Here is an 18,451-nt window from a genome sequence, read left to right as displayed (position 1 = left end):
TCCAATGAAAAATTTATTCTTATCAATAGTCGCGGTTTTTACAGTTTCTTCGTGCACAACACTTTCCAACGTTTCAAAAATTGGTTCCAAGCAGGTTTCAATCGCCAATACACAATGGACTTTGGCAGAAACAGTGAAAGGCAAAACACCAACTTTGATTATCGAAAATAATAAACTTTCCGGAAACGCCGGCTGCAACAATTATTTTGGAACGCTGATGCTGGATACTACTGCAGGAAATTTCTCTGCAAGCGGTATTGGCGCAACAAAAATGGCTTGTGAAAATATGGAGACTGAAAACAATTTCCTCAGCATGCTGCAGGAAGCCAATAAATATGTGGTGAGCGGAAACACCCTGGAGCTCTACAAGAATAATCTGCTCCTGATGAAACTAAATAAGCTTTAAAACAATTAAACATAAAAAAGGAACCCAGTTTTTGAGTTCCTTTTTTGCTTTATTCGTCTTCGTCGTCCTCTTCTTCGTCGTATTTCGCGAGCTCCTCGTCGCACCATTTGAAGGCTTGCTCCACTACTTTTGTAGCCTCGTCAGCCATAGTTTCTTCATCGTCACCTTCCAAATCATCCAACCATTCCACTTCTTCTTCCTCCACATTCAGGATGAATCTCGGGTATTCGGTGTGCACTACGAATAGATCTTCCGGCATATCGGAATTATCGGCCAATAAAAATTTAGGTAATTTCATTTTTTTAATGTTTTAAGCTTTCTCAAAGATAGATAAAAAATTTATAGAATTAAGTCGTTCAATTCTAAATTATGTTAAAATTACTTCACAAACATTTTTGCCACTTTCTCTGCCTTCTTGCTTTCAGAATAATCGTAAAAACCTTCACCGGATTTCACACCGAGTTTTCCGGCCATTACCATGTTCACCAATAAAGGATTCGGAGCGTATTTCGGATTTTTGAAACCGTCGTACATCACGTTCAGAATCGCCAGACAAACATCCAGTCCAATAAAATCTGCGAGTTGCAAAGGTCCCATCGGATGCGCCATTCCGAGTTTCATTACGGTATCGATTTCTTCAACGCCGGCAACATTATTGTACAAAGTTTCGATGGCTTCGTTAATCATCGGCATCAGAATTCTGTTTGCAACAAAACCAGGATAATCATTTACTTCTACCGGAACTTTGCCCAAAGTTTTGCTCATTTGGTAAACCGCGTCAAAAGTTTCTTTTGAAGTAGAGTAGCCTTTGATGATTTCCACCAGTTTCATAATCGGAACCGGATTCATAAAGTGCATTCCGATTACTTTTTCCGGTCTTTTCGTTGCTGCCGCAATTTTTGTGATGGAAATAGAGGAAGTGTTCGTCGCCAAAATGCAGTTTTCCGGCGCACTTTCATCCATTTGCTTAAAGATTTTCAGTTTCAAATCCTGATTTTCCGTTGCAGCTTCTACAATAAGGTCTGCGTTTTTTGCCGCTTCCGAAACATCGGTGAAAGTGGTAATATTCCCTAAAGTTTCGGCTTTCTGTTCTTCGGTCAGGTTGCCTTTTGCGATAATTCTGTCAAGATTTGTGCTGATGGTTTTCAAACCTCGGTCAAGTGCTTCGGGTGAAACATCAACTAAATTTACTTTAAATCCTGTTTGTGCAAAAGTATGAGCAATACCGTTGCCCATAGTTCCGGCGCCGATAACTACAATATTTTTCATTATATTTTAAAAATTTATGTTCAAGATAGATTTGTAATAATATTTCCGGTTGTTATTTTACTTTCCTTCAACTTCATGAGAATTTTGTGTTGAATTTCCTTGGATCAGATATTAAAATTCACTAAAAAAATTAACCTAAGAACTCCACGTTTTTCAGCTTGTAAGGTTAAGAAATTAATTTCATAATTTCCAGCGCCACTTTCAGTGCTTCGGTTCCGTCTTCTAGAGAAACTTCGACATTTTTGTTCTGTTCGATGGCATCCGCAAAGGAATTCAGTTCATCCAAAATCGCATTATTCGGTTGGATGTTCGGATATTCAAACAAAATTTGGTTTTTTTCACCATCGGCATTTTCAATAATCATATCAAATGGTGTAGGATGTTCCGGTGCTTCTTTCATTCGGATCACCTCGGCTTTTTTCTCTAAAAAATCTACCGAAATATAGGCGTCCTGCTGGAAAAAACGGGATTTCCGCATCGCTTTCATAGAAATTCTTGAAGTGGTTAAGTTTGCAACACAGCCGTTTTCAAATTCTATTCTCGCATTGCAGATATCCGGTGTTTTTGAAACCACACAAACGCCGGAAGCATGGATGTTTTTCACTTTTGATTTTACCAAACTCAACAAGATATCCAAATCGTGAATCATAAGATCCAAAACCACCGAAACATCAGTTCCGCGCGGATTGAATTCCGCCAGACGGTGAATTTCAATGAACATCGGGTTCTTGATGTATTCTTTGGTTGCGATAAAGGCCGGATTGTAGCGTTCAACGTGTCCAACCTGCGCTTTGATGCCGAACTCCCGACATTTGTAAAGAATTTCTTCAGCCTGCTGTAAAGTTTGGGTAACCGGTTTCTCGATGAAGAAATGCTTGCGGTTTTCGATGGCTTTCATCGCGTAATCGTAGTGGTAAAGCGTTGGCGTAACGATATCAATCATGTCGGTTTGCGAAAGCAGGTCCTCAAAATTTTCAAAATATTGATAACCGAATTCTGCTTCCAGTTTCCTTCCGTTTTCGGCATCGGCATCGTAAAACCCAACCAAATCGTATTTTTCGCTTTGCTGAAGTAGTTTCAGGTGAATTTTTCCGAGGTGACCTGCACCGACCAAACCCGCTTTGAGCATAGAAATTTTGTTTTTTCAAAGATAAGAAATTGGCACAAGATGCAACTAAACGGTGCTATTGCTTTATTTATGCCTTTTTTACAACGCTGCAGCATTGCAACCTGCAACAAAAAATCCTATTTTTGTGACATGCAGGATTCATTTGTTCATAAGGGAAAGCGCAAAATTTTGGTGGATTATCTCCGGGAAAAAATCGGAATTTCGGATGAAAATGTGTTAAGTGCGATGAACGCCGTACCGCGCCATCTCTTTATTGAAAGTATTTTTGAGGATTTTGCTTACGAAGACCGCGCCTTTCCGATCGCGGCACACCAAACGATTTCGCATCCTTCAACGGTGGCGGAGCAAACTGAACTTTTGCAGGTAAAACCCGGTGAAAAAATCCTTGAAATCGGTACCGGTTGCGGCTATCAAACGGCGGTTTTGGTGGCGATGAAAACTTTGGTTTACACTGTAGAGCGCCAGAAAGATCTTTTTGATTTTTCGCAAAAAAAATTAAAGGAAATGCATCTTCGCCCGAAATTTCAGAGTTTCGGTGACGGTTTCGCAGGGCTTCCGACTTTTGCACCTTTTGATAAAATTATCGTGACCTGCGGCGCAGAAAATTTGCCGACTGAACTTTTAAAACAGTTAAAAGTAGGAGGGAAGATGGTTATTCCGCTTGGCCCGGCCGATGAACAGGTGCTGTTCCGTTTTACAAAAATTTCCCCAACAGAATTTGAAAAGGAGGAATTTGGAGCATATAAATTTGTGCCGATGCTGGGGAGTACGAATAAATGATTTGGATTAAAAATTTTTATTTAAATAATTTTTAAGGCTAAAGTCAGTGAGCTGTCAATAAAAAAAAGCGGGCTGGGCCCGCCGCTACTGATAAATAATTGTCTACAAAATCTACACTATTTTTTCGAAGAAAACTTAGATTTCAAAAACATATATCCAAATCCCAATCCGATTCCGGTCAATAAAGCGTTTTTAACATTTTTTGAGGGCGCCGGAAGCATCGGTTTTCCATAAATACGGTGCGGATTATCTGAAGGTTCCAGGACATTTCCGGGATTTGCCGGAGCGTCTACATATTTCATAATCATTCTCAAGCCTGCGGAAGCTGTATTGATCACGGTTTTAGGGAACATTCCGTAGGTTTTGGTGAGGATGTAAGACATCGCATCGGGGAACTTGTGCTGTTTTGGGTTTTTTGCCAGTTCCACCACTTTTTTCGCGGTGTCTCGCGGATCTGCAGCTATTGGCAGAATTTTTAAATCAAGCCCTGAATATTTTGCTGAATGTAAATTTCCTGTAGATTTTTGAAGCTGCGGATAAATATTGCAGATGTGGACATCCGGATAATTGGAAATTTCCCCGGCTAAAGTCTCCATCAGCCCGCGAATCCCAAATTTTGACGCGGAATATGCTGCGCTGTACGGAGCCGGCATAAATCCGCCAATCGAAATATTATTGATGAGAACGCCCTCGTGCTGTTTTTTGAAAACCGGCAAACTGCTGTAGGCACCGTTCATATATCCAAAAAGGTTGGTTTTAATCACCTGTTCGTTGGTTTCCATGGGGATTTCCTCGAATTTTCCGCTGGCCATCACTCCGGCATTGTTTACCCAAATATCAATTCTCCCGTTAAATTCGAGGGCTTTATCGGCAAGTTTCTGAACTTCCTCTGCATTGGAAACGTCGGTGGGAACAGCAACAGCGCTTACTTCAAGATCATGGCAAAGTTGAACCACTTCATCCAAACCTTCTTTACCACGAGCTGCCAAAACAAGGTTACAGCCTTCCAGTGCAAATGCTTCCGCAACCGCACGTCCTACTCCGCTGGATGCGCCGGTTACGACAACGGTTTTGCCCTTTATGCTTCTTTCTTTTTTTGCAATTTCTTCCATTTTTAATAAGTATTTTGGTGCTTAAATTTATGAAGAAAAAAGGAAGAACAGTACATGAGAATTTGATTTTATAAACAATAAAAATAATTGTATAAACCGTTTCTTGAAGTTTTGAAAAACTGTAAAGTTTTAAAAATATCGTGTAATGAGAACAATATTTAATATGATAATTTTACATTTCACAAAATAAAAAATATGAACCCGAACAATAAAAAAGAACAGGACGAAAATCTTGAAAGAATGAATTATCCTGAAAATGAAGATATCTTCAATCAGGAGGCGCATGTGTCCCTGGACGGTGACGGAATTCCGGAAACTGACAGTGTTTCAAACGATGAAATTACCGACGGACTGGATATTCCAGGTTCAGAAATGGACGACCAGCAGCAGATCATCGGTTCTGAGGACGAAGAAAACAATTACTGGAGTTTAGGCGGCGATAATCACGAAAACCTTGAAACTCCGGAAGACATTAATTAATAAACCAAATCACAAAATTTTAATATTATGGATAATAACAGATTCAAAGAGTCACAAAATTTTGACAATTTAGAAAGCAATAAAGCCAACAATCCTAATCTGGACACCAACCCAAATCAACTGGCGAAAGACTATGCCGCAGATATGCGCAGCAAAAATCAGGAAGCCACACACGAAGGTTTCATGAACCACGCCAAAAATACGTGCCCGCCGGACGACTGGAGCAATAAGCAAAAGGAGTATGATGATGCCTGGAAACGCAATGCTGAACAGGTTTCTGGAGATGACGAATAATTTAAGGCTAAATCAATTTACAGAAAATTCAGGTAAATCGCCTGAATTTTTTGTTTCTAAGGTCAATTTGCTTCGTATTTTGGTTTTTGAATATCTTTAATGCCATAAAGTTTGAGTGAGAATCTCAAATTCAAAATTTCGAATTTCAAATAAAAGTAACAATGACCTTTCGGGAACAAATCCAACAGGGAATTCCAACAGAACTTCCTCAAATAAAACCGTACGAACCGCAGATCAACCACGCACCAAAACGCAAGGAAATCCTCAATGAAGAAGAAAAAAAACTTGCGCTTATAAATGCTTTACGCTATTTCGAGCCGAAATTTCATGCCGAGCTTTTACCGGAATTTAAAAAAGAACTGGAAGAATATGGCAGAATTTATATGTACCGCTTCCGTCCGGATTATGAGATGAAAGCACGCCCAATTTCCGAATATCCCGGGAAATCAGAGCAGGCAAAAGCCATCATGCAGATGATACAGAATAATTTGGATTATGCAGTGGCACAACATCCGCATGAACTGATTACTTATGGGGGAAATGGTGCGGTTTTCAGCAACTGGGCGCAATATCTTCTGACGATGAAATATCTTTCGGAAATGGCAGATGAACAGACTTTGGTGATGTATTCCGGTCATCCGATGGGACTTTTTCCTTCACATAAAGACGCACCTAGAGTGGTGGTAACCAACGGAATGATGATCCCGAACTATTCTAAACCCGACGATTGGGAAAAATTCAATGCTTTGGGCGTGACGCAGTACGGACAAATGACGGCCGGATCTTATATGTACATCGGTCCGCAGGGCATTGTGCACGGTACCACGATCACGGTTCTGAACGCTTTCCGGAAAATAAAAAAATCACCGAAAGGCGGTTTGTTTGTAACTTCCGGTTTGGGCGGCATGTCCGGCGCACAGCCAAAAGCCGGAAATATTGCCGGTTGTATCACGGTATGTGCGGAAGTGAATCCAAAAATTACCAAAATCCGTCACGATCAAAAATGGGTGGACGAAATTCACGAAGATCTCGATGAACTGGTTGAACGGGTAAGAAAAGCGCAGGAAAATCAGGAAACTGTTTCGCTGGCCTTTCTTGGAAATGTAGTGGAAGTGTGGGAAAAATTTGAGGAAGCCGGTTTGAAAATCGATATTGGCTCCGACCAGACTTCGCTTCACAATCCGTGGGCGGGTGGTTATTATCCGGCCGGAATTTCTTTCGGGGAGTCCAATAAAATGATGGCCGAAAATCCGGAACTGTTCAAAGAAAAAGTTCAGGAAAGTTTGAGAAGACACGCCGCCGCCATTAATAAACATACAGCAAAAGGTACTTATTTCTTCGATTACGGAAATGCATTTTTGCTGGAAGCAAGCCGTGCAGGAGCCGATGTGCTGGCGGAACATTCAACTTTGGGCCGCGAGTTCAAATATCCAAGTTATGTGCAGGATATTATGGGGCCGATGTGTTTCGATTATGGTTTCGGGCCGTTCCGTTGGGTTTGCACGAGCGGAAAATCTGAAGATTTGCAGAAAACCGACGAAATAGCAACCTCTGTTTTAAATGAAATCATGCAGAATTCACCGGAGGAAATTCAGCAGCAAATGGCAGACAATATCCAGTGGATCAAAGGTGCGCAAGAAAATAATCTGGTGGTCGGTTCGCAGGCCAGAATCCTTTACGCCGATGCGGAAGGCCGTATGAAAATCGCCGAAGCCTTTAACAAAGCTATTAAAAACGGTGAAATTGGGCCGGTTGTGCTGGGTCGCGATCACCACGATGTTTCGGGAACAGATTCTCCGTACCGTGAAACTTCGAATATTTATGACGGTTCCAGATTTACCGCAGATATGGCGATTCATAATGTGATTGGCGACAGTTTCCGCGGCGCAACATGGGTTTCAATTCATAACGGAGGCGGCGTTGGATGGGGCGAAGTGATCAACGGCGGTTTCGGGATGCTCCTCGACGGAAGCGATGATGCCGACCGAAGGCTGAAATCTATGCTGTTCTGGGATGTGAACAACGGAATTTCCCGGAGAAGCTGGGCCAGAAATGAAGGTGCCATATTCGCAATCAAACGGGCTATGGAAGTAGAGCCGAATTTGAAAGTGACGCTGCCGAATTTTGTGGATGAAAATTTATTATAACAGTAAAAACCCTTAAGTATCCGTAAGGTTTTTTGTTTTATTTTTAAGCTATGATTCACCGAAACTTTACTTTTACGGAATTCTTTTACATTTCAGTGTTTTTACTGTTCTTAATTTTTCTTTTCAGGATTATTAAAAAACAAAGACAGTGGAGCAGCCGCAGTCTTTTAATTTCACTGATGGGCGGAATTATTTTGACCGTTCTTTCCTTGCTATATTCTGAAGGCGGATATTCAGGAATGTTTGAAGTAAAGAGTTACGGCTTTCCGAGGCAGTTCATAGAGCAGATGAGAAGCATTGAAAAACCCAATTTAACAGGGTGGGACAGGACTGTTTTTCTGAAATTTAATTTTATTCAGAATTTAATCCTTTATTTTCTCTTGGTTTTGAATGTTACTAATCTGCTTACAGGCAGGAAGATATGAAGCCAATATTTGGACTTTTTTCAATTTTATTATCTGTAGTATCGCTGCACGGAATATTTTAGCAAACCCAGGTGAAACAATCATTACCACAGCGAAATGGTATTGATGGCTTACGGTATTATTTAAAAATAACAAAAAAACCGTCTCAAAATTTTGTCTTGAGACGGCTTCTTTATCTTTGAGGGGCAAAATTATTTCACTTCTTTACCTTTAATCAGGTCTTTTTCACCTTTGCCGAAAGTAAATTCGCCCTGGTGCGTCCAAAAGAAATTCCCGTCTTTATCTTCAAACTTGGCACCGCTCCCGCTTACCGCATTTTTCATATCATAAGTTTTTCCGGTAGTTTCATTTTTTACAGCTGCGGTACCTTTTTCGGCATCGTAAATTACACTGAAATTGGTTTTGCTGTCGTCGCTAGTATACTTATAAACTTCCCCGGTAGTGGTTTTGGTGGTTTTGGTTTGGTCGGCTGTGGTAGCCGTAGTGGTTTCCGTAACTGCAGTTGCAGAGTCAACCGGTGTTACCACAGTAGTTGTGGTCGTGTCCGGATTTGTCATAGTAGTCTCCTCGGTAGTAATGGCTCCTGTTTTTTCCTGTTTTTTAGAGCAGGAGGCTAACATAATCACCGCAGCTGAAGCCAGCAATAATTTTTTCATAATCGTTTTTTTAATGGTTTGTAAACGCCGGTTTCATTGCAAATTGCATTCCGAATTTTTTAAATTAACTGAAGTTGGTTTTAGAAGTGAATTTTGCAATTTAAATTTCTGAAACTTTTCGAAAAAAAAGATATTTTCTGTAACAATTTCTTATTTTAACTACCAACAGAACAGAAAACTTCCCGATGTCCTTAGAAAAAGAATTTTTAGAAAAAATAGAAAAACACAAAGGTGTGGTTTTCAAGATTTCTAAAATGTACATGGACGATTATGACGACCAGAAAGACCTTTTTCAGGAAATTACTTTTCAGGCATGGAAAGCTTTTCCGAATTTTCGTGGGGAAAGCGAGTTTTCGACCTGGCTCTACCGTATTGCGCTGAACACCGCAATTATTTTTTTAAAATATGAAAAGAAAAGAAGTTTTCTACAAAATACTGAAACTGAAAATTTAAAAGTTGAAACTGAAGAATATTCCGGTGAGAAAGATATCAAAATCGAGAAACTTTATAACGCAATTCATCAACTGAATGCTATTGACAAAGCTTTGATTTTTTATTATTTGGAAAATTATAGCGGAAAGGAAATGGCGGAGCAGCTGGGAATTTCTGAGGTAAACTGCCGGGTGAAACTAAACCGCGCTAAAGAAAAATTAAAACAAATGGTTCAAAAATAATTTTAAAATCTGAAAAAAATGGACTTAGAAAATTTAAAAAATATATGGGCTGAAGAACAAGTTTCTGAAACTCCCGAGATTTCTTTAGAAAAACAAAAAGAAATAAGAATGCCGCTGGAGAAAATTCGCAAAAATATGAGGTTGGAATTTTGGTCAAATGTAATAGCTATGATTGCATTAATTCCGTTATCGCATGTATTTTCTGCCAATCCATTTATACGGTGGTCATTCTATTTGGTTCTCGTTTTTATATTTGTGTATTACTATATCAAATTTTATAAATTATATGTAAAACTTTTCACTTCCGATTTTTCAACTTTTCACCAATTAATGGAGATTAAATATGAATTAAAACTGAATATTGAACTCTACAAATCTTTCTATATCGCAGCAGTGCCGTTTTTCTTCGCCATGCTTTTGCTACTCTTGGAAAAGCATAATTTTTTTAAATACGATGATTTAATCATGCATTACGCACCATTTATCATTTTTTTTGCCGTTGTGGCGTTTACATTAGGTTTTGGTAAATGGTGGTGGGATCATTTTTATGATAAATATATCCGGCAAATAGAAAAAATTATGTCTCAACTTAAATAAAAAACTTCCCGAAAAATTTCAGGAAGTTTAAAAAGTCTTGTTTCTCGACTCTTGACTCTTGAATCTCGGTTCTATATAGAATCCACAATTCTGTTCAGCGTCGCACTCGGTCGCATGGCTGCATCAGTCTTTGCGAAGTCCGGATGGTAGTAGCCGCCGATGTCCTGCGGTTTACCCTGTGCACCGATGAGCTCTTCGTTGATCTTTGTTTCATTTTCATTCATAGCCGCCGCAACCGGTTTAAATTTTTCCGCAAGATCTGCGTCTTTGGTTTGGTTTGCCAAAGCATTTGCCCAATACATCGCCAGATAGAAATGCGACCCGCGGTTATCAATTCCGCCAACTTTTCTCGCAGGTGATTTATCATTTTGAAGGAAAAGCGCATTCGCTTCATCCAAAGCATCAGCCAGAACCTGAGCTTTTTCATTATTCTGGGTTTGTGCCAGATGCTCCAGAGACGCCTGCAGTGCAAGGAATTCACCCAAAGAATCCCAACGCAGATAACCTTCATGAATAAACTGTTCGATGTGTTTCGGTGCAGATCCACCTGCTCCGGTTTCAAAAAGTCCGCCGCCGTTCATCAATGGAACGATAGAAAGCATTTTTGCTGAAGTTCCAAGCTCCAGAATCGGGAACATATCGGTCAGGTAGTCTCTCAAAACGTTTCCGGAAACTGAAATCGTGTCTTTACCTTCGCGCCCTCTTTTCAGAGTTTCAAGCATAGCGTCTTTTACATCCATAATGCGGATGTCAAGACCGGTCAAATCATAATCCTGAAGGTATTTTTCAACTTTTTTGATGATCTGTGCATCATGCGCCCTGCCTTTATCCAGCCAGAAAATCGCCGGCGTATTTGAAAGTTTCGCCCTGTTTACGGCAAGTTTCACCCAATCCTGGATTGGCGCATCTTTGGTCTGGCACATTCTGAAAATATCGTCTTTTTCCACTTTTTGCTGAAGAAGGATATTTCCGTTTTCGTCTTCAACTTTCACCGTTCCCTCAGCAGAAATTTGGAAAGTTTTGTCGTGGGAACCGTATTCTTCAGCTTTTTGCGCCATCAGACCAACATTCGGTACGGAGCCAAAAGTCTTCGGATTTATTGCACCGTTTTTCTTCATATCTTCAATAATCGCTTCGTAGAAACCGGCATAAGTTCTGTCCGGGATGATGCAAACGGTATCTTCTTCTGCGCCGTCTTTATTCCACATTTTTCCGCCGCCGCGAACAAGGGCAGCCATGGAAGCATCCACAATAACATCAGAAGAAACGTGGAAATTTGTGATTCCCTGGTCAGAATTTACCATTGCGATTCTCGGGCCGTTGGTAATTGCAGCATCAATATCGGCTTTAATTTCAGCTTCTTTCGGATGTCCGGCAATTTTCTCGTAAAGAGTCGCCAATCCGAAGTTTGGATTGATGTCGAGCTCAACAAAAGTGTCTTTATATTTTGTGAAAACATCTTTGAAGTAAGTTTCCACTATCGCCCCGAAAATGATTGGATCCGAAACTTTCATCATCGTTGCTTTGAGATGAGCGGAAAGAAGTACATCTTGAGATTTTGCTCTTTCTATTGCTTCAGCAACTGTTGATTTTAATTCATTTAAATTTAAAACTGATGAATCGATGATCTCGCCGGCTTTCAATGGTGCAAGGTCTTTTAAAACCTTTGTAGAACCGTCGTTTCCGTAGAATACAATCTTGAACTGGCCGGCATTTTCAAGGGTAACGGAGTTTTCTGTCGCATAGAAATCGCCTTTTTCCATATGCGCGACTTCGGTTTTGCTGTCAGATTTCCATTCGCCCATTTTGTGTGGGTTAGCTTTTGCATAATCTTTAACCGACTTCGGCGCGCGGCGGTCAGAATTTCCTTCTCTTAACACCGGATTTACAGCCGATCCAAGCACTTTTGCATATTGTGCGTTGATGGCTTTTTCCTCCTCATTTTTAGGTTCTGCCGGGTAATTTGGTAAATTATAACCTTGCTTTTGAAGTTCAGCAATCGCTTCTTCCAGTTGCGGAACAGATGCTGATATATTTGGTAATTTAATGATGTTCGCTTCCGGTTGCGTTGCCAGTTGTCCCAGTTCTGCCAGGTAATCCGGGATTTTTTGCTCTTCGGTCAACACTTCGGGGAAGTTTGCTAAAATTCTTCCCGCCAAAGAAATATCCGGAACTGCAATCTCGATTCCTGCAGGTTTTGTGAAGGCTTTCACGATTGGTAAAAACGAATGTGTGGCAAGCATTGGCGCTTCATCCGTCAAGGTGTAATAGATTTTTGCCTGTGACATTTATATAGTATTTTTTTTGATGAAAAATTCAGAATTACAAATTTAATCAAAATTGAATAATCTAAGGCGCTGAAAGCAGAGTTTAATAAAGTGAGATTTTCTAACAAATTGGGTGAATTGTGTAAGACACCCAAATACTGACGGATGTAGATTTGTAATGGCACATTCTCTGGCGATGGCGAATACTGAGACAAATAAACAATAAAAATAAAGTATTATGGAAAACAAAAAAAATACACCGTCAAAAGGTGTCGTAATTGCAATTGGAGTTATCATCTCACTGATAATATTCTACTTTATCCTGATGGCGATTTTCCCGGATCTGTTTGAAAGCCTTAATACGGGCGAAGCTCAGCCGGTAACCAACTAATTGTATAATTTTTGAAGGCTTTCCACCACGAAGGTCTTTCTCTTTATAGCCTGAGAAACGTACATTTCGACGGTTTCATTTTTATATTTTTCCTTTCTGTATACAGCTGAAGACGATTTCCAGATTTTCTTTTCAATGAGTTCTACGGAATTGATGCTGAATTCTTTGATATGGAAAATCAAATCATCCATTTTTTTAGAAGGAATTTTTTCAACTATGCTTTCGGGATGAATTTTTGCCAGGAATAAAACCTCATTCCGGATGACATTTCCCACGCCCGGAAAAATATCCTGGTTCATCAGAGCGTCACCGATTTTCTTTTTCGGAAGTTTTTCAAGCAGCAGTTTTTTTACTTCATCAGAGTTGAATTCTTTAGAGAAAACGTCTAATTTCCGGTTGAAATAATCATCGGCTTTTCCTTCAAATTTCTTAAGATTAACCACATAGAAGTTGACAAAAGCATTACCGAAATGTAAAGTAAAGCTGGGATTTACTTTCTTGGTGTCATTAATTAAATACCTTCCGTAAAGTCCAAAATGTACCGTGATAAAGATTTTTTTAAACTGAAGAATTAAATATTTCCCAAAGGTATCGACCTTCATCAGTTTTTCTCCCGAAATGTCGTCAGCAAAGGGATTTCGGTATCCGCCACTTTCGCTTACGGTTTTGCCTTCAAATTTTTTGATCTGTTTTTGGTGCGCGACGATGGTTGGGCCTTCAGGCATAACTAAAGCTTTTCGTTTTCCAGAATTTTCATTACAATTTGCTCTTCTTTTGTCAATCCCGATTTGCCGTCATCTACTTCAATTTTATCGAGTTCATCCAGATATTTTTCAATGGAAGAGTTTTCGTAAAGATTGATGACTAAAGGATGCACGTAGTATTTTCTGCAAACCGTAGCCGTATTTCCGAGGTTTTCGGCCACTTTTTCAAGCGCTTCCTTTACTTTTGATTTGTACTCCTTATTGTTTTCTGCGAGGCCGATTTCTTTGAAAGCAATCAAAGCATTCACAGTTCCGCTCCACGTCCGGAAATCCTTTGCCGTAAAGTCGTCACCGCTGATTTCCTTAATGTAGGAATTCACCATTCCGCTGTCCACGGCGTGGCGTTTACCGTCTTCGTCGTAGTACTGGAAAAGTTCTTTGCCGGGAATGTCTTTGCAGTTCTGGACGGCTTTTGCGAGTCTTCGGTTTTTCAAATCGATATCGTGGTAAATTCCTTTTTTACCTTTGAATGAAAACTTAATCTTATCGCCCTTTACATCGATATGTTTGTCTTTCAGTGTGGTAAGTCCAAATGAGCCGTAAAGTTTTTCGTAAACGTTGTTTCCGATTCTGATGTTGGTGCGCTCCATCAAACTTACAATAACGGCCAGTACTTTTCTTTGCTCCAGTTTCCCGAGCGACAGATCCTGTTCAATCTGAAGGCGTATTTTCGGCAAAGTATAGCCAAATTGCAGCATCCTGTAAAATTTGGTATGGTTGCGCAAAGCGTTCCAAACTGGATGGTAGCGGTACTGTTTGCGCTGTCTCGCATCGATTCCGGTCGCCTGAAGATGTCCGTTATTCAAAGCGCAGATCCATACCTGTTCCCAAGCCGGCGGAATGGCGAGTTTGTTAATTCTGGCGATTTCTTGCTGATCATTAATCCGCACACCATCAAGGTAATAGTGGAATTTCTTACCATATTTTTTCCTGGTAATGCCTTCCGCACTCTGGTCATTGGTATAAACCAGTTCGACGGCGTTTGCAGATTTCACCGGATCCTTCATTATTTTAAGGATTTTCGAAGGTTTCAGCGCGTTTACGATGTCTAAGGGCGTGTCTTGCATTTACGGGTTCGGCTGGTTAAGATAGGAGTGGTTTTCAGAAAAATATTCTGTGAGGCTCGCATCTACAGTTTCCTTGTTCATCGCGTAGAAATTATCAAAATCCCCATAATCTGCGCCGGTTCCGTTAGGCGTCAGAAGTATTTCGCGGTCAAACTGCCGGCCGTTCATTTCAAACGTTACAGTTCTGGTATATACGCCGTTATTTTCTTTGGAATCGCCAAGTTTCACGATGGAAACCTCGTTTTCCTGCAATTTAATTTTCATAATAATTTGATTTAAAGTTTTAAAATTTTACCCGTTCACGATTTCACCACCGTTGGGATGAAGCACCTGTCCTGTGATATATGAAGAGTCTTCTAAAGCCAGGAACAGAAAGCAGGTTGCCACTTCATTGGGTTGTCCGGCACGTTTCATTGGCGTATCGCTGCCAAATTCTGAAACTTTCTTTTTCGAAAACGTCGAAGCGATGAGCGGGGTCCAGATCGGTCCGGGAGCAACAGCATTGACGCGAATTCCCTTCTCGGCAAGATTTGCCGAAAGACTTCGGGTAAAGGCCAGAACAGCTCCTTTTGTGGACGCATAATCAATGAGATGCCCGCTGCCACGATACGCCGTAACCGATACCGTGTTAATGATACTGCCGCCTTTTTTCAAGTGTTTCAAAGCAAATTTAGTCAGCCAAAAAACAGAGAAAACGTTGGAATGGAAAGTCTTCATCATCTGTTCTGTCGTGATGTCTTCCAGACTTTTGCTTTCCCAATGATTCGCAGCGTTGTTCACTAAAATATCCAGTTTCCCAAATTCGGAAATGGTCTTATCAATGACTTTTTTACAGTGGGGTTCTTTGCCTAAATCACCTTTTATCAGGACACATTTTTGCCCTAGTTGTTCAACTTCGGTCTGCGTGTCTTTGGCGTCTGTGGTTTCACTTAAATAAGGAATGACGACATCGCAGCCCTCCTGTGCAAAGAGAATTGCGGTCGCCTTACCAATTCCGCTGTCGCCGCCGGTGATGATGGCTACTTTACCCTGAAGTTTCCCGCCGGATTGGTTCACAGGTTCGCTTTCAGGAACCGGATTCATTTTTTTCTCGGTTCCCGGTTTGTTCTGGCTCTGCGGCGGCCTCACTGCACGGGCTGTTTTCTTTTGCATCTGGAATTATTTTTTACCCCTTCCGAAAAGGAAAAACAATACCCCCACGATGATTACGGCAAGGATGATTCCGTACCATTTGCCGGCTTCGAATACAGTACCAACGGCTTCACACGATGTTAGGGAAAATAACAGGATTGCCAATACTGAGTAAATGCTGAATCGTTTCATAATATTTTATTTTTTTAATGTGAAAGAGTTTCAGCAAAGATTCAACCAACAAAAGAAATTGTTGTAATTTTAAAAAAGCCGGCAGAAATCGTGTAAGAAAAGCCCTATTTCTGAAGGTTTTCAATGGCCTTCAGCATGTCTATTCCTTTATTTAAGGTCGGAAGAAACAGGTCGCCTTTTTTCTCGATTCTCGCCAAAGCATTTTCGATGTTCCAATCGGTGGGTTTAAGTCCGGATTTCACTTCTTTCCATTCCAAAGCCATTGAAACGGGCGCACCGTTCTTCGGCCTTAAACTGTAAACACTCGCCAATGTTTGTCCGCGGCGGTTTTGCAGATAATCAAGGTAGATCTTATTCTTGTCCCTTTTCTGAAGGCTTCTTTCCAGGGTTGTGATATCAGGAAGGTTTTGCTGAACCTGCTGCATCAGGACGTGGCCAAAATTTTTAACCTGTTCAAAAGAATATTCGCTGCCCATTGGAATATAAACATGGATGCCCGAACTTCCGGAAGTTTTCGGGTACCCTTCTATTTTTGCTTTATCTAAAATCTTTTTTACTTCGTTTGCGGTCACGATGACGTCGTCAAAAGTATTATTGTCAGAGGGATCGAGGTCTAGAACGAGGTAATCCGGATTTTCGATATCATCAATTCTGCTCGTCCAGACATTCATTTCAATGCAGCCCAAATTGTTGAGGTAGGCGAGGGTGGCAGCATCGTTACAGATGATATAATTGATGTATTTATCATTGCTGTCGGAATATATTTTGTGGGTTTCAATCCAGTCGGGAGTTTCATCGGCGGCGTCTTTCTGGTAGAAACTCATTCCGTCAATACCGTTCGGGAAACGATTTAAAGACTGTGCTCGGTTTTTAAGGTGAGGTAAAATGAATTCTGCCACGCTTTGGTAATATGCCACCACATCACCTTTGGTAACACCGTCTTTCGGGAAATAAATTTTGTTTTGGTTGGTCAGTTTTACTTCCTGTTTGCCAATTTTTGTTTTAGATTCGTTCTCTCTTGCTGCAGGTTCTTTTTTTACGGCTTTTGGTGTCTCCTTTTCCATGGTCTCCTCGGGGATTTGTTCGTCACTTTTCACATCTTCAACCACTTTGTCTTCCCTTAAATGCAGGAAAACAGGATGTCTGAAAATGCCGTCTTTAGTCTTTTCAGAATATTTGATTTCGGCGATAAGTTCAGGTTTAAGCCAGGTTGGTTTTTCGTTGGTTTTCGGGATTTTTTTGAAAGGTGATTGATCTGTTACCAAAGGCTTCATCAGTTCAAAAAGTTCCTTTAAGGTTTTATCTGAAAATCCGGTTCCGATGTGGCCGGAAAAGGTAAGTTCACCATCCTGAAACTGTCCGAGAATCAGGGAGCCAAAGTTTTTTCTGGCGCCTTTCGGTTCAGTGTATCCACAAATGATGACTTCATCGGTTTGCTGCGTTTTCACCTTAATCCATTCCGAACTTCGGATGCCGTCGGTGTATGTGCTTTCCGTTTTTTTGGCTATGATGCCTTCCAAACCCATATCTTCGGCAAGCCGGAAAAACTCTTTTCCTTTTTCGAGGATGTGGTCGCAGTATTTGATATTCTCCGTTTCTTTCAGTGCGCCTTTAAGAAGTTCTTTCCGTTCGAGGAAGCTTAAACTTCTGGTGGAGTGGCCATTTAAAAATAAAATATCAAAGACCTGGTAAATCAGGTTCACATTTGGCCGCTCACCAATATTCTGCAGCCACTGGAAATTCGGTTTTCCTTTGTCATCATACGCTACAACTTCGCCGTCTAAGACCATTTCGTGCTCCTGCAAACCCAACTGGTTAACAATTTTTTTGAATTTTCCAGAAAAATCCAGTCCGTTCCTCGAGTACAACTGTATTCCGTCGCGCAGATCTGCAACCGCGCGGTAACCGTCCCATTTTATTTCAAAAGCCCAGTCCTTGCCGTCAAAAGGTTTATTGTCCGAATTTTTTGCCAGCATAGGCTCGATGAATTGCTTCAGCTTCTTTTCTTTAGAAAGAGCAGGGGCGTAGTTCCGGTAAGTTTTTCCAGTGCTTTCAGAAACCTTTTCTCCGTCTTTTTTATGGAGTGCTGCAGTAACTTTTGAGTTTTTGGCGGTGTGTTCTTCAGCATCGTAAAACTCGGTCGCAAATTCGTCTTTATGTTTGATGAGCAGCCAGGATTTACCGTCGGCAGAGTTTTTAATTTTTACCAGAGCAAATTCGCCCTGCAGTTTTTTGCCGTGCATGATGAATTTCAGGCTTTCCCTGTGCAGTTCGGCGCGCATGACCATGTCATCGGTTTTGCCTTTTATTTTGTTTAAAGGTTCATACCAGCCTTCATCCCAAATTTCTACTTCACCGGCGCCGTAATTTCCTTTCGGTATTGTTCCCTCGAAAGTGCGGTAAGAAAAAGGATGATCTTCCACATGCATTGCAAGGCGTTTGTCTTTGGGGTTTAATGACGGGCCTTTTGGAACGGCCCAACTTTTCAGCACCCCGTCCATTTCCAGCCGGAAGTCGTAATGCAGATGCGACGCCGCATGCCGCTGAACCACAAAACGGAGTTTCTCGCCAGAAGTCTCGGCAATGCCTTCGGGTTCTGCAGTCTGCTTGAAATCACGCTTTTCGTTGTATTCTTTTAGTGACATCGCATTTTTTTTAAAAATTTTTTGT

Annotated in this window: 21 protein-coding genes; 9 read left to right on the top strand and 12 right to left on the bottom strand. The window is 40.9% G+C overall.

The genetic code is table 11. The features are described from left to right. Positions 1-4: 4 nt before the first annotated feature. Positions 5-406, top strand: a complete 402-nt coding sequence (locus CKV81_RS03745) for an META domain-containing protein (protein WP_095070531.1) — start codon at positions 5-7, stop codon at positions 404-406. Between the two features lie 49 nt (positions 407-455). Here CKV81_RS03745 and CKV81_RS03740 read toward each other — a convergent pair whose 3' ends face one another. From CKV81_RS03740 to CKV81_RS03730, 3 genes are all read right to left on the bottom strand, one after another. Beyond that, positions 456-704 carry a hypothetical protein gene (locus tag CKV81_RS03740; RefSeq protein ID WP_095070530.1) on the bottom strand — a complete coding sequence of 83 codons (249 nt, stop codon included), beginning with the start codon at positions 702-704 and terminating at the stop codon, positions 456-458. An 80-nt stretch (positions 705-784) separates the two neighbouring features. Then, positions 785-1,675, bottom strand: coding sequence for a 3-hydroxybutyryl-CoA dehydrogenase (locus CKV81_RS03735; RefSeq protein ID WP_095070529.1), 891 nt, complete (start codon positions 1,673-1,675; stop codon positions 785-787). Between the two features lie 166 nt (positions 1,676-1,841). Beyond that, the gene (locus tag CKV81_RS03730) at positions 1,842-2,804 is read right to left on the bottom strand and encodes a Gfo/Idh/MocA family protein (RefSeq protein WP_095070528.1); all 963 of its coding nucleotides are present in this window, start codon (positions 2,802-2,804) and stop codon (positions 1,842-1,844) included. Between the two features lie 129 nt (positions 2,805-2,933). Here CKV81_RS03730 and CKV81_RS03725 point away from each other — a divergent pair, with 129 nt between their 5' ends. Next, on the top strand, positions 2,934-3,584 hold the full coding sequence (locus CKV81_RS03725) for a protein-L-isoaspartate(D-aspartate) O-methyltransferase (RefSeq protein ID WP_095074207.1): 651 nt from the start codon (positions 2,934-2,936) through the stop codon (positions 3,582-3,584). 116 nt (positions 3,585-3,700) lie between these two features. Here CKV81_RS03725 and CKV81_RS03720 read toward each other — a convergent pair whose 3' ends face one another. Further along, positions 3,701-4,696, bottom strand: coding sequence for an SDR family oxidoreductase (locus CKV81_RS03720; RefSeq protein WP_095070527.1), 996 nt, complete (start codon positions 4,694-4,696; stop codon positions 3,701-3,703). 195 nt (positions 4,697-4,891) lie between these two features. Between CKV81_RS03720 and CKV81_RS03715 the strand changes: the two genes are divergently transcribed. The 4 genes from CKV81_RS03715 to CKV81_RS03700 all read left to right on the top strand — a co-directional run bounded on the left by CKV81_RS03715 (position 4,892) and on the right by CKV81_RS03700 (position 8,042). Next, positions 4,892-5,176 carry a hypothetical protein gene (locus tag CKV81_RS03715; protein ID WP_095070526.1) on the top strand — a complete coding sequence of 95 codons (285 nt, stop codon included), beginning with the start codon at positions 4,892-4,894 and terminating at the stop codon, positions 5,174-5,176. Positions 5,177-5,203: 27 nt separating this feature from the next. Beyond that, the gene (locus CKV81_RS03710) at positions 5,204-5,470 is read left to right on the top strand and encodes a prevent-host-death protein (protein ID WP_095070525.1); all 267 of its coding nucleotides are present in this window, start codon (positions 5,204-5,206) and stop codon (positions 5,468-5,470) included. Positions 5,471-5,631: 161 nt separating this feature from the next. Then, positions 5,632-7,617: a urocanate hydratase gene (locus CKV81_RS03705; RefSeq protein ID WP_095070524.1), complete on the top strand. Its 1,986-nt coding sequence runs from the start codon at positions 5,632-5,634 to the stop codon at positions 7,615-7,617. Between the two features lie 179 nt (positions 7,618-7,796). After that, a complete protein-coding gene (locus CKV81_RS03700; RefSeq protein ID WP_157727361.1) occupies positions 7,797-8,042 on the top strand; it encodes a hypothetical protein in 246 nt (81 codons plus the stop codon). Positions 8,043-8,233: 191 nt separating this feature from the next. On the opposite strand, the gene CKV81_RS03695 is transcribed toward CKV81_RS03700, so the two are convergent. Next, the gene (locus CKV81_RS03695) at positions 8,234-8,698 is read right to left on the bottom strand and encodes an MliC family protein (RefSeq protein WP_095070522.1); all 465 of its coding nucleotides are present in this window, start codon (positions 8,696-8,698) and stop codon (positions 8,234-8,236) included. A gap of 185 nt (positions 8,699-8,883) precedes the next feature. Between CKV81_RS03695 and CKV81_RS03690 the strand changes: the two genes are divergently transcribed. Both CKV81_RS03690 and CKV81_RS03685 read left to right on the top strand, forming a co-directional pair. Then, a complete protein-coding gene (locus tag CKV81_RS03690) occupies positions 8,884-9,372 on the top strand; it encodes an RNA polymerase sigma factor (protein WP_095070521.1) in 489 nt (162 codons plus the stop codon). 18 nt (positions 9,373-9,390) lie between these two features. Further along, on the top strand, positions 9,391-9,969 hold the full coding sequence (locus CKV81_RS03685) for a hypothetical protein (protein WP_095070520.1): 579 nt from the start codon (positions 9,391-9,393) through the stop codon (positions 9,967-9,969). Between the two features lie 71 nt (positions 9,970-10,040). On the opposite strand, the gene CKV81_RS03680 is transcribed toward CKV81_RS03685, so the two are convergent. Beyond that, complete coding sequence (locus CKV81_RS03680) at positions 10,041-12,257, bottom strand: NADP-dependent isocitrate dehydrogenase (RefSeq protein ID WP_095070519.1); 2,217 nt, start codon at positions 12,255-12,257, stop codon at positions 10,041-10,043. A gap of 217 nt (positions 12,258-12,474) precedes the next feature. On the opposite strand from CKV81_RS03680, the gene CKV81_RS13305 reads away from it, so the two are divergent. Beyond that, a complete protein-coding gene (locus CKV81_RS13305; RefSeq protein ID WP_157727360.1) occupies positions 12,475-12,627 on the top strand; it encodes a hypothetical protein in 153 nt (50 codons plus the stop codon). Here CKV81_RS13305 and CKV81_RS03675 read toward each other — a convergent pair. The 6 genes from CKV81_RS03675 to ligD all read right to left on the bottom strand — a co-directional run bounded on the left by CKV81_RS03675 (position 12,624) and on the right by ligD (position 18,426). Continuing rightward, the gene (locus CKV81_RS03675; RefSeq protein ID WP_095070518.1) at positions 12,624-13,352 is read right to left on the bottom strand and encodes a DNA-formamidopyrimidine glycosylase family protein; all 729 of its coding nucleotides are present in this window, start codon (positions 13,350-13,352) and stop codon (positions 12,624-12,626) included. The two genes, CKV81_RS13305 and CKV81_RS03675, sit on opposite strands and share 4 nt — an antisense overlap. 2 nt (positions 13,353-13,354) lie before the next feature. Further along, on the bottom strand, positions 13,355-14,458 hold the full coding sequence (locus tag CKV81_RS03670) for a DNA topoisomerase IB (RefSeq protein ID WP_095070517.1): 1,104 nt from the start codon (positions 14,456-14,458) through the stop codon (positions 13,355-13,357). Further along, complete coding sequence (locus tag CKV81_RS03665; protein ID WP_095070516.1) at positions 14,459-14,722, bottom strand: hypothetical protein; 264 nt, start codon at positions 14,720-14,722, stop codon at positions 14,459-14,461. It lies immediately after the preceding gene. 27 nt (positions 14,723-14,749) lie between these two features. Beyond that, on the bottom strand, positions 14,750-15,610 hold the full coding sequence (locus CKV81_RS03660; RefSeq protein ID WP_095070515.1) for an SDR family oxidoreductase: 861 nt from the start codon (positions 15,608-15,610) through the stop codon (positions 14,750-14,752). 6 nt (positions 15,611-15,616) lie between these two features. Beyond that, positions 15,617-15,781, bottom strand: coding sequence for a phosphatidate cytidylyltransferase (locus tag CKV81_RS03655; protein WP_095070514.1), 165 nt, complete (start codon positions 15,779-15,781; stop codon positions 15,617-15,619). Positions 15,782-15,885: 104 nt separating this feature from the next. Next, positions 15,886-18,426 carry a DNA ligase D gene (gene ligD, locus CKV81_RS03650; RefSeq protein ID WP_095070513.1) on the bottom strand — a complete coding sequence of 847 codons (2,541 nt, stop codon included), beginning with the start codon at positions 18,424-18,426 and terminating at the stop codon, positions 15,886-15,888. Positions 18,427-18,451 lie beyond the last annotated feature (25 nt).

The organism is Chryseobacterium taklimakanense, assembly GCF_900187185.1.
GTDB lineage: Bacteria > Bacteroidota > Bacteroidia > Flavobacteriales > Weeksellaceae > Planobacterium > Planobacterium taklimakanense.
This window is presented reverse-complemented; position numbering and strand designations above follow the sequence as displayed.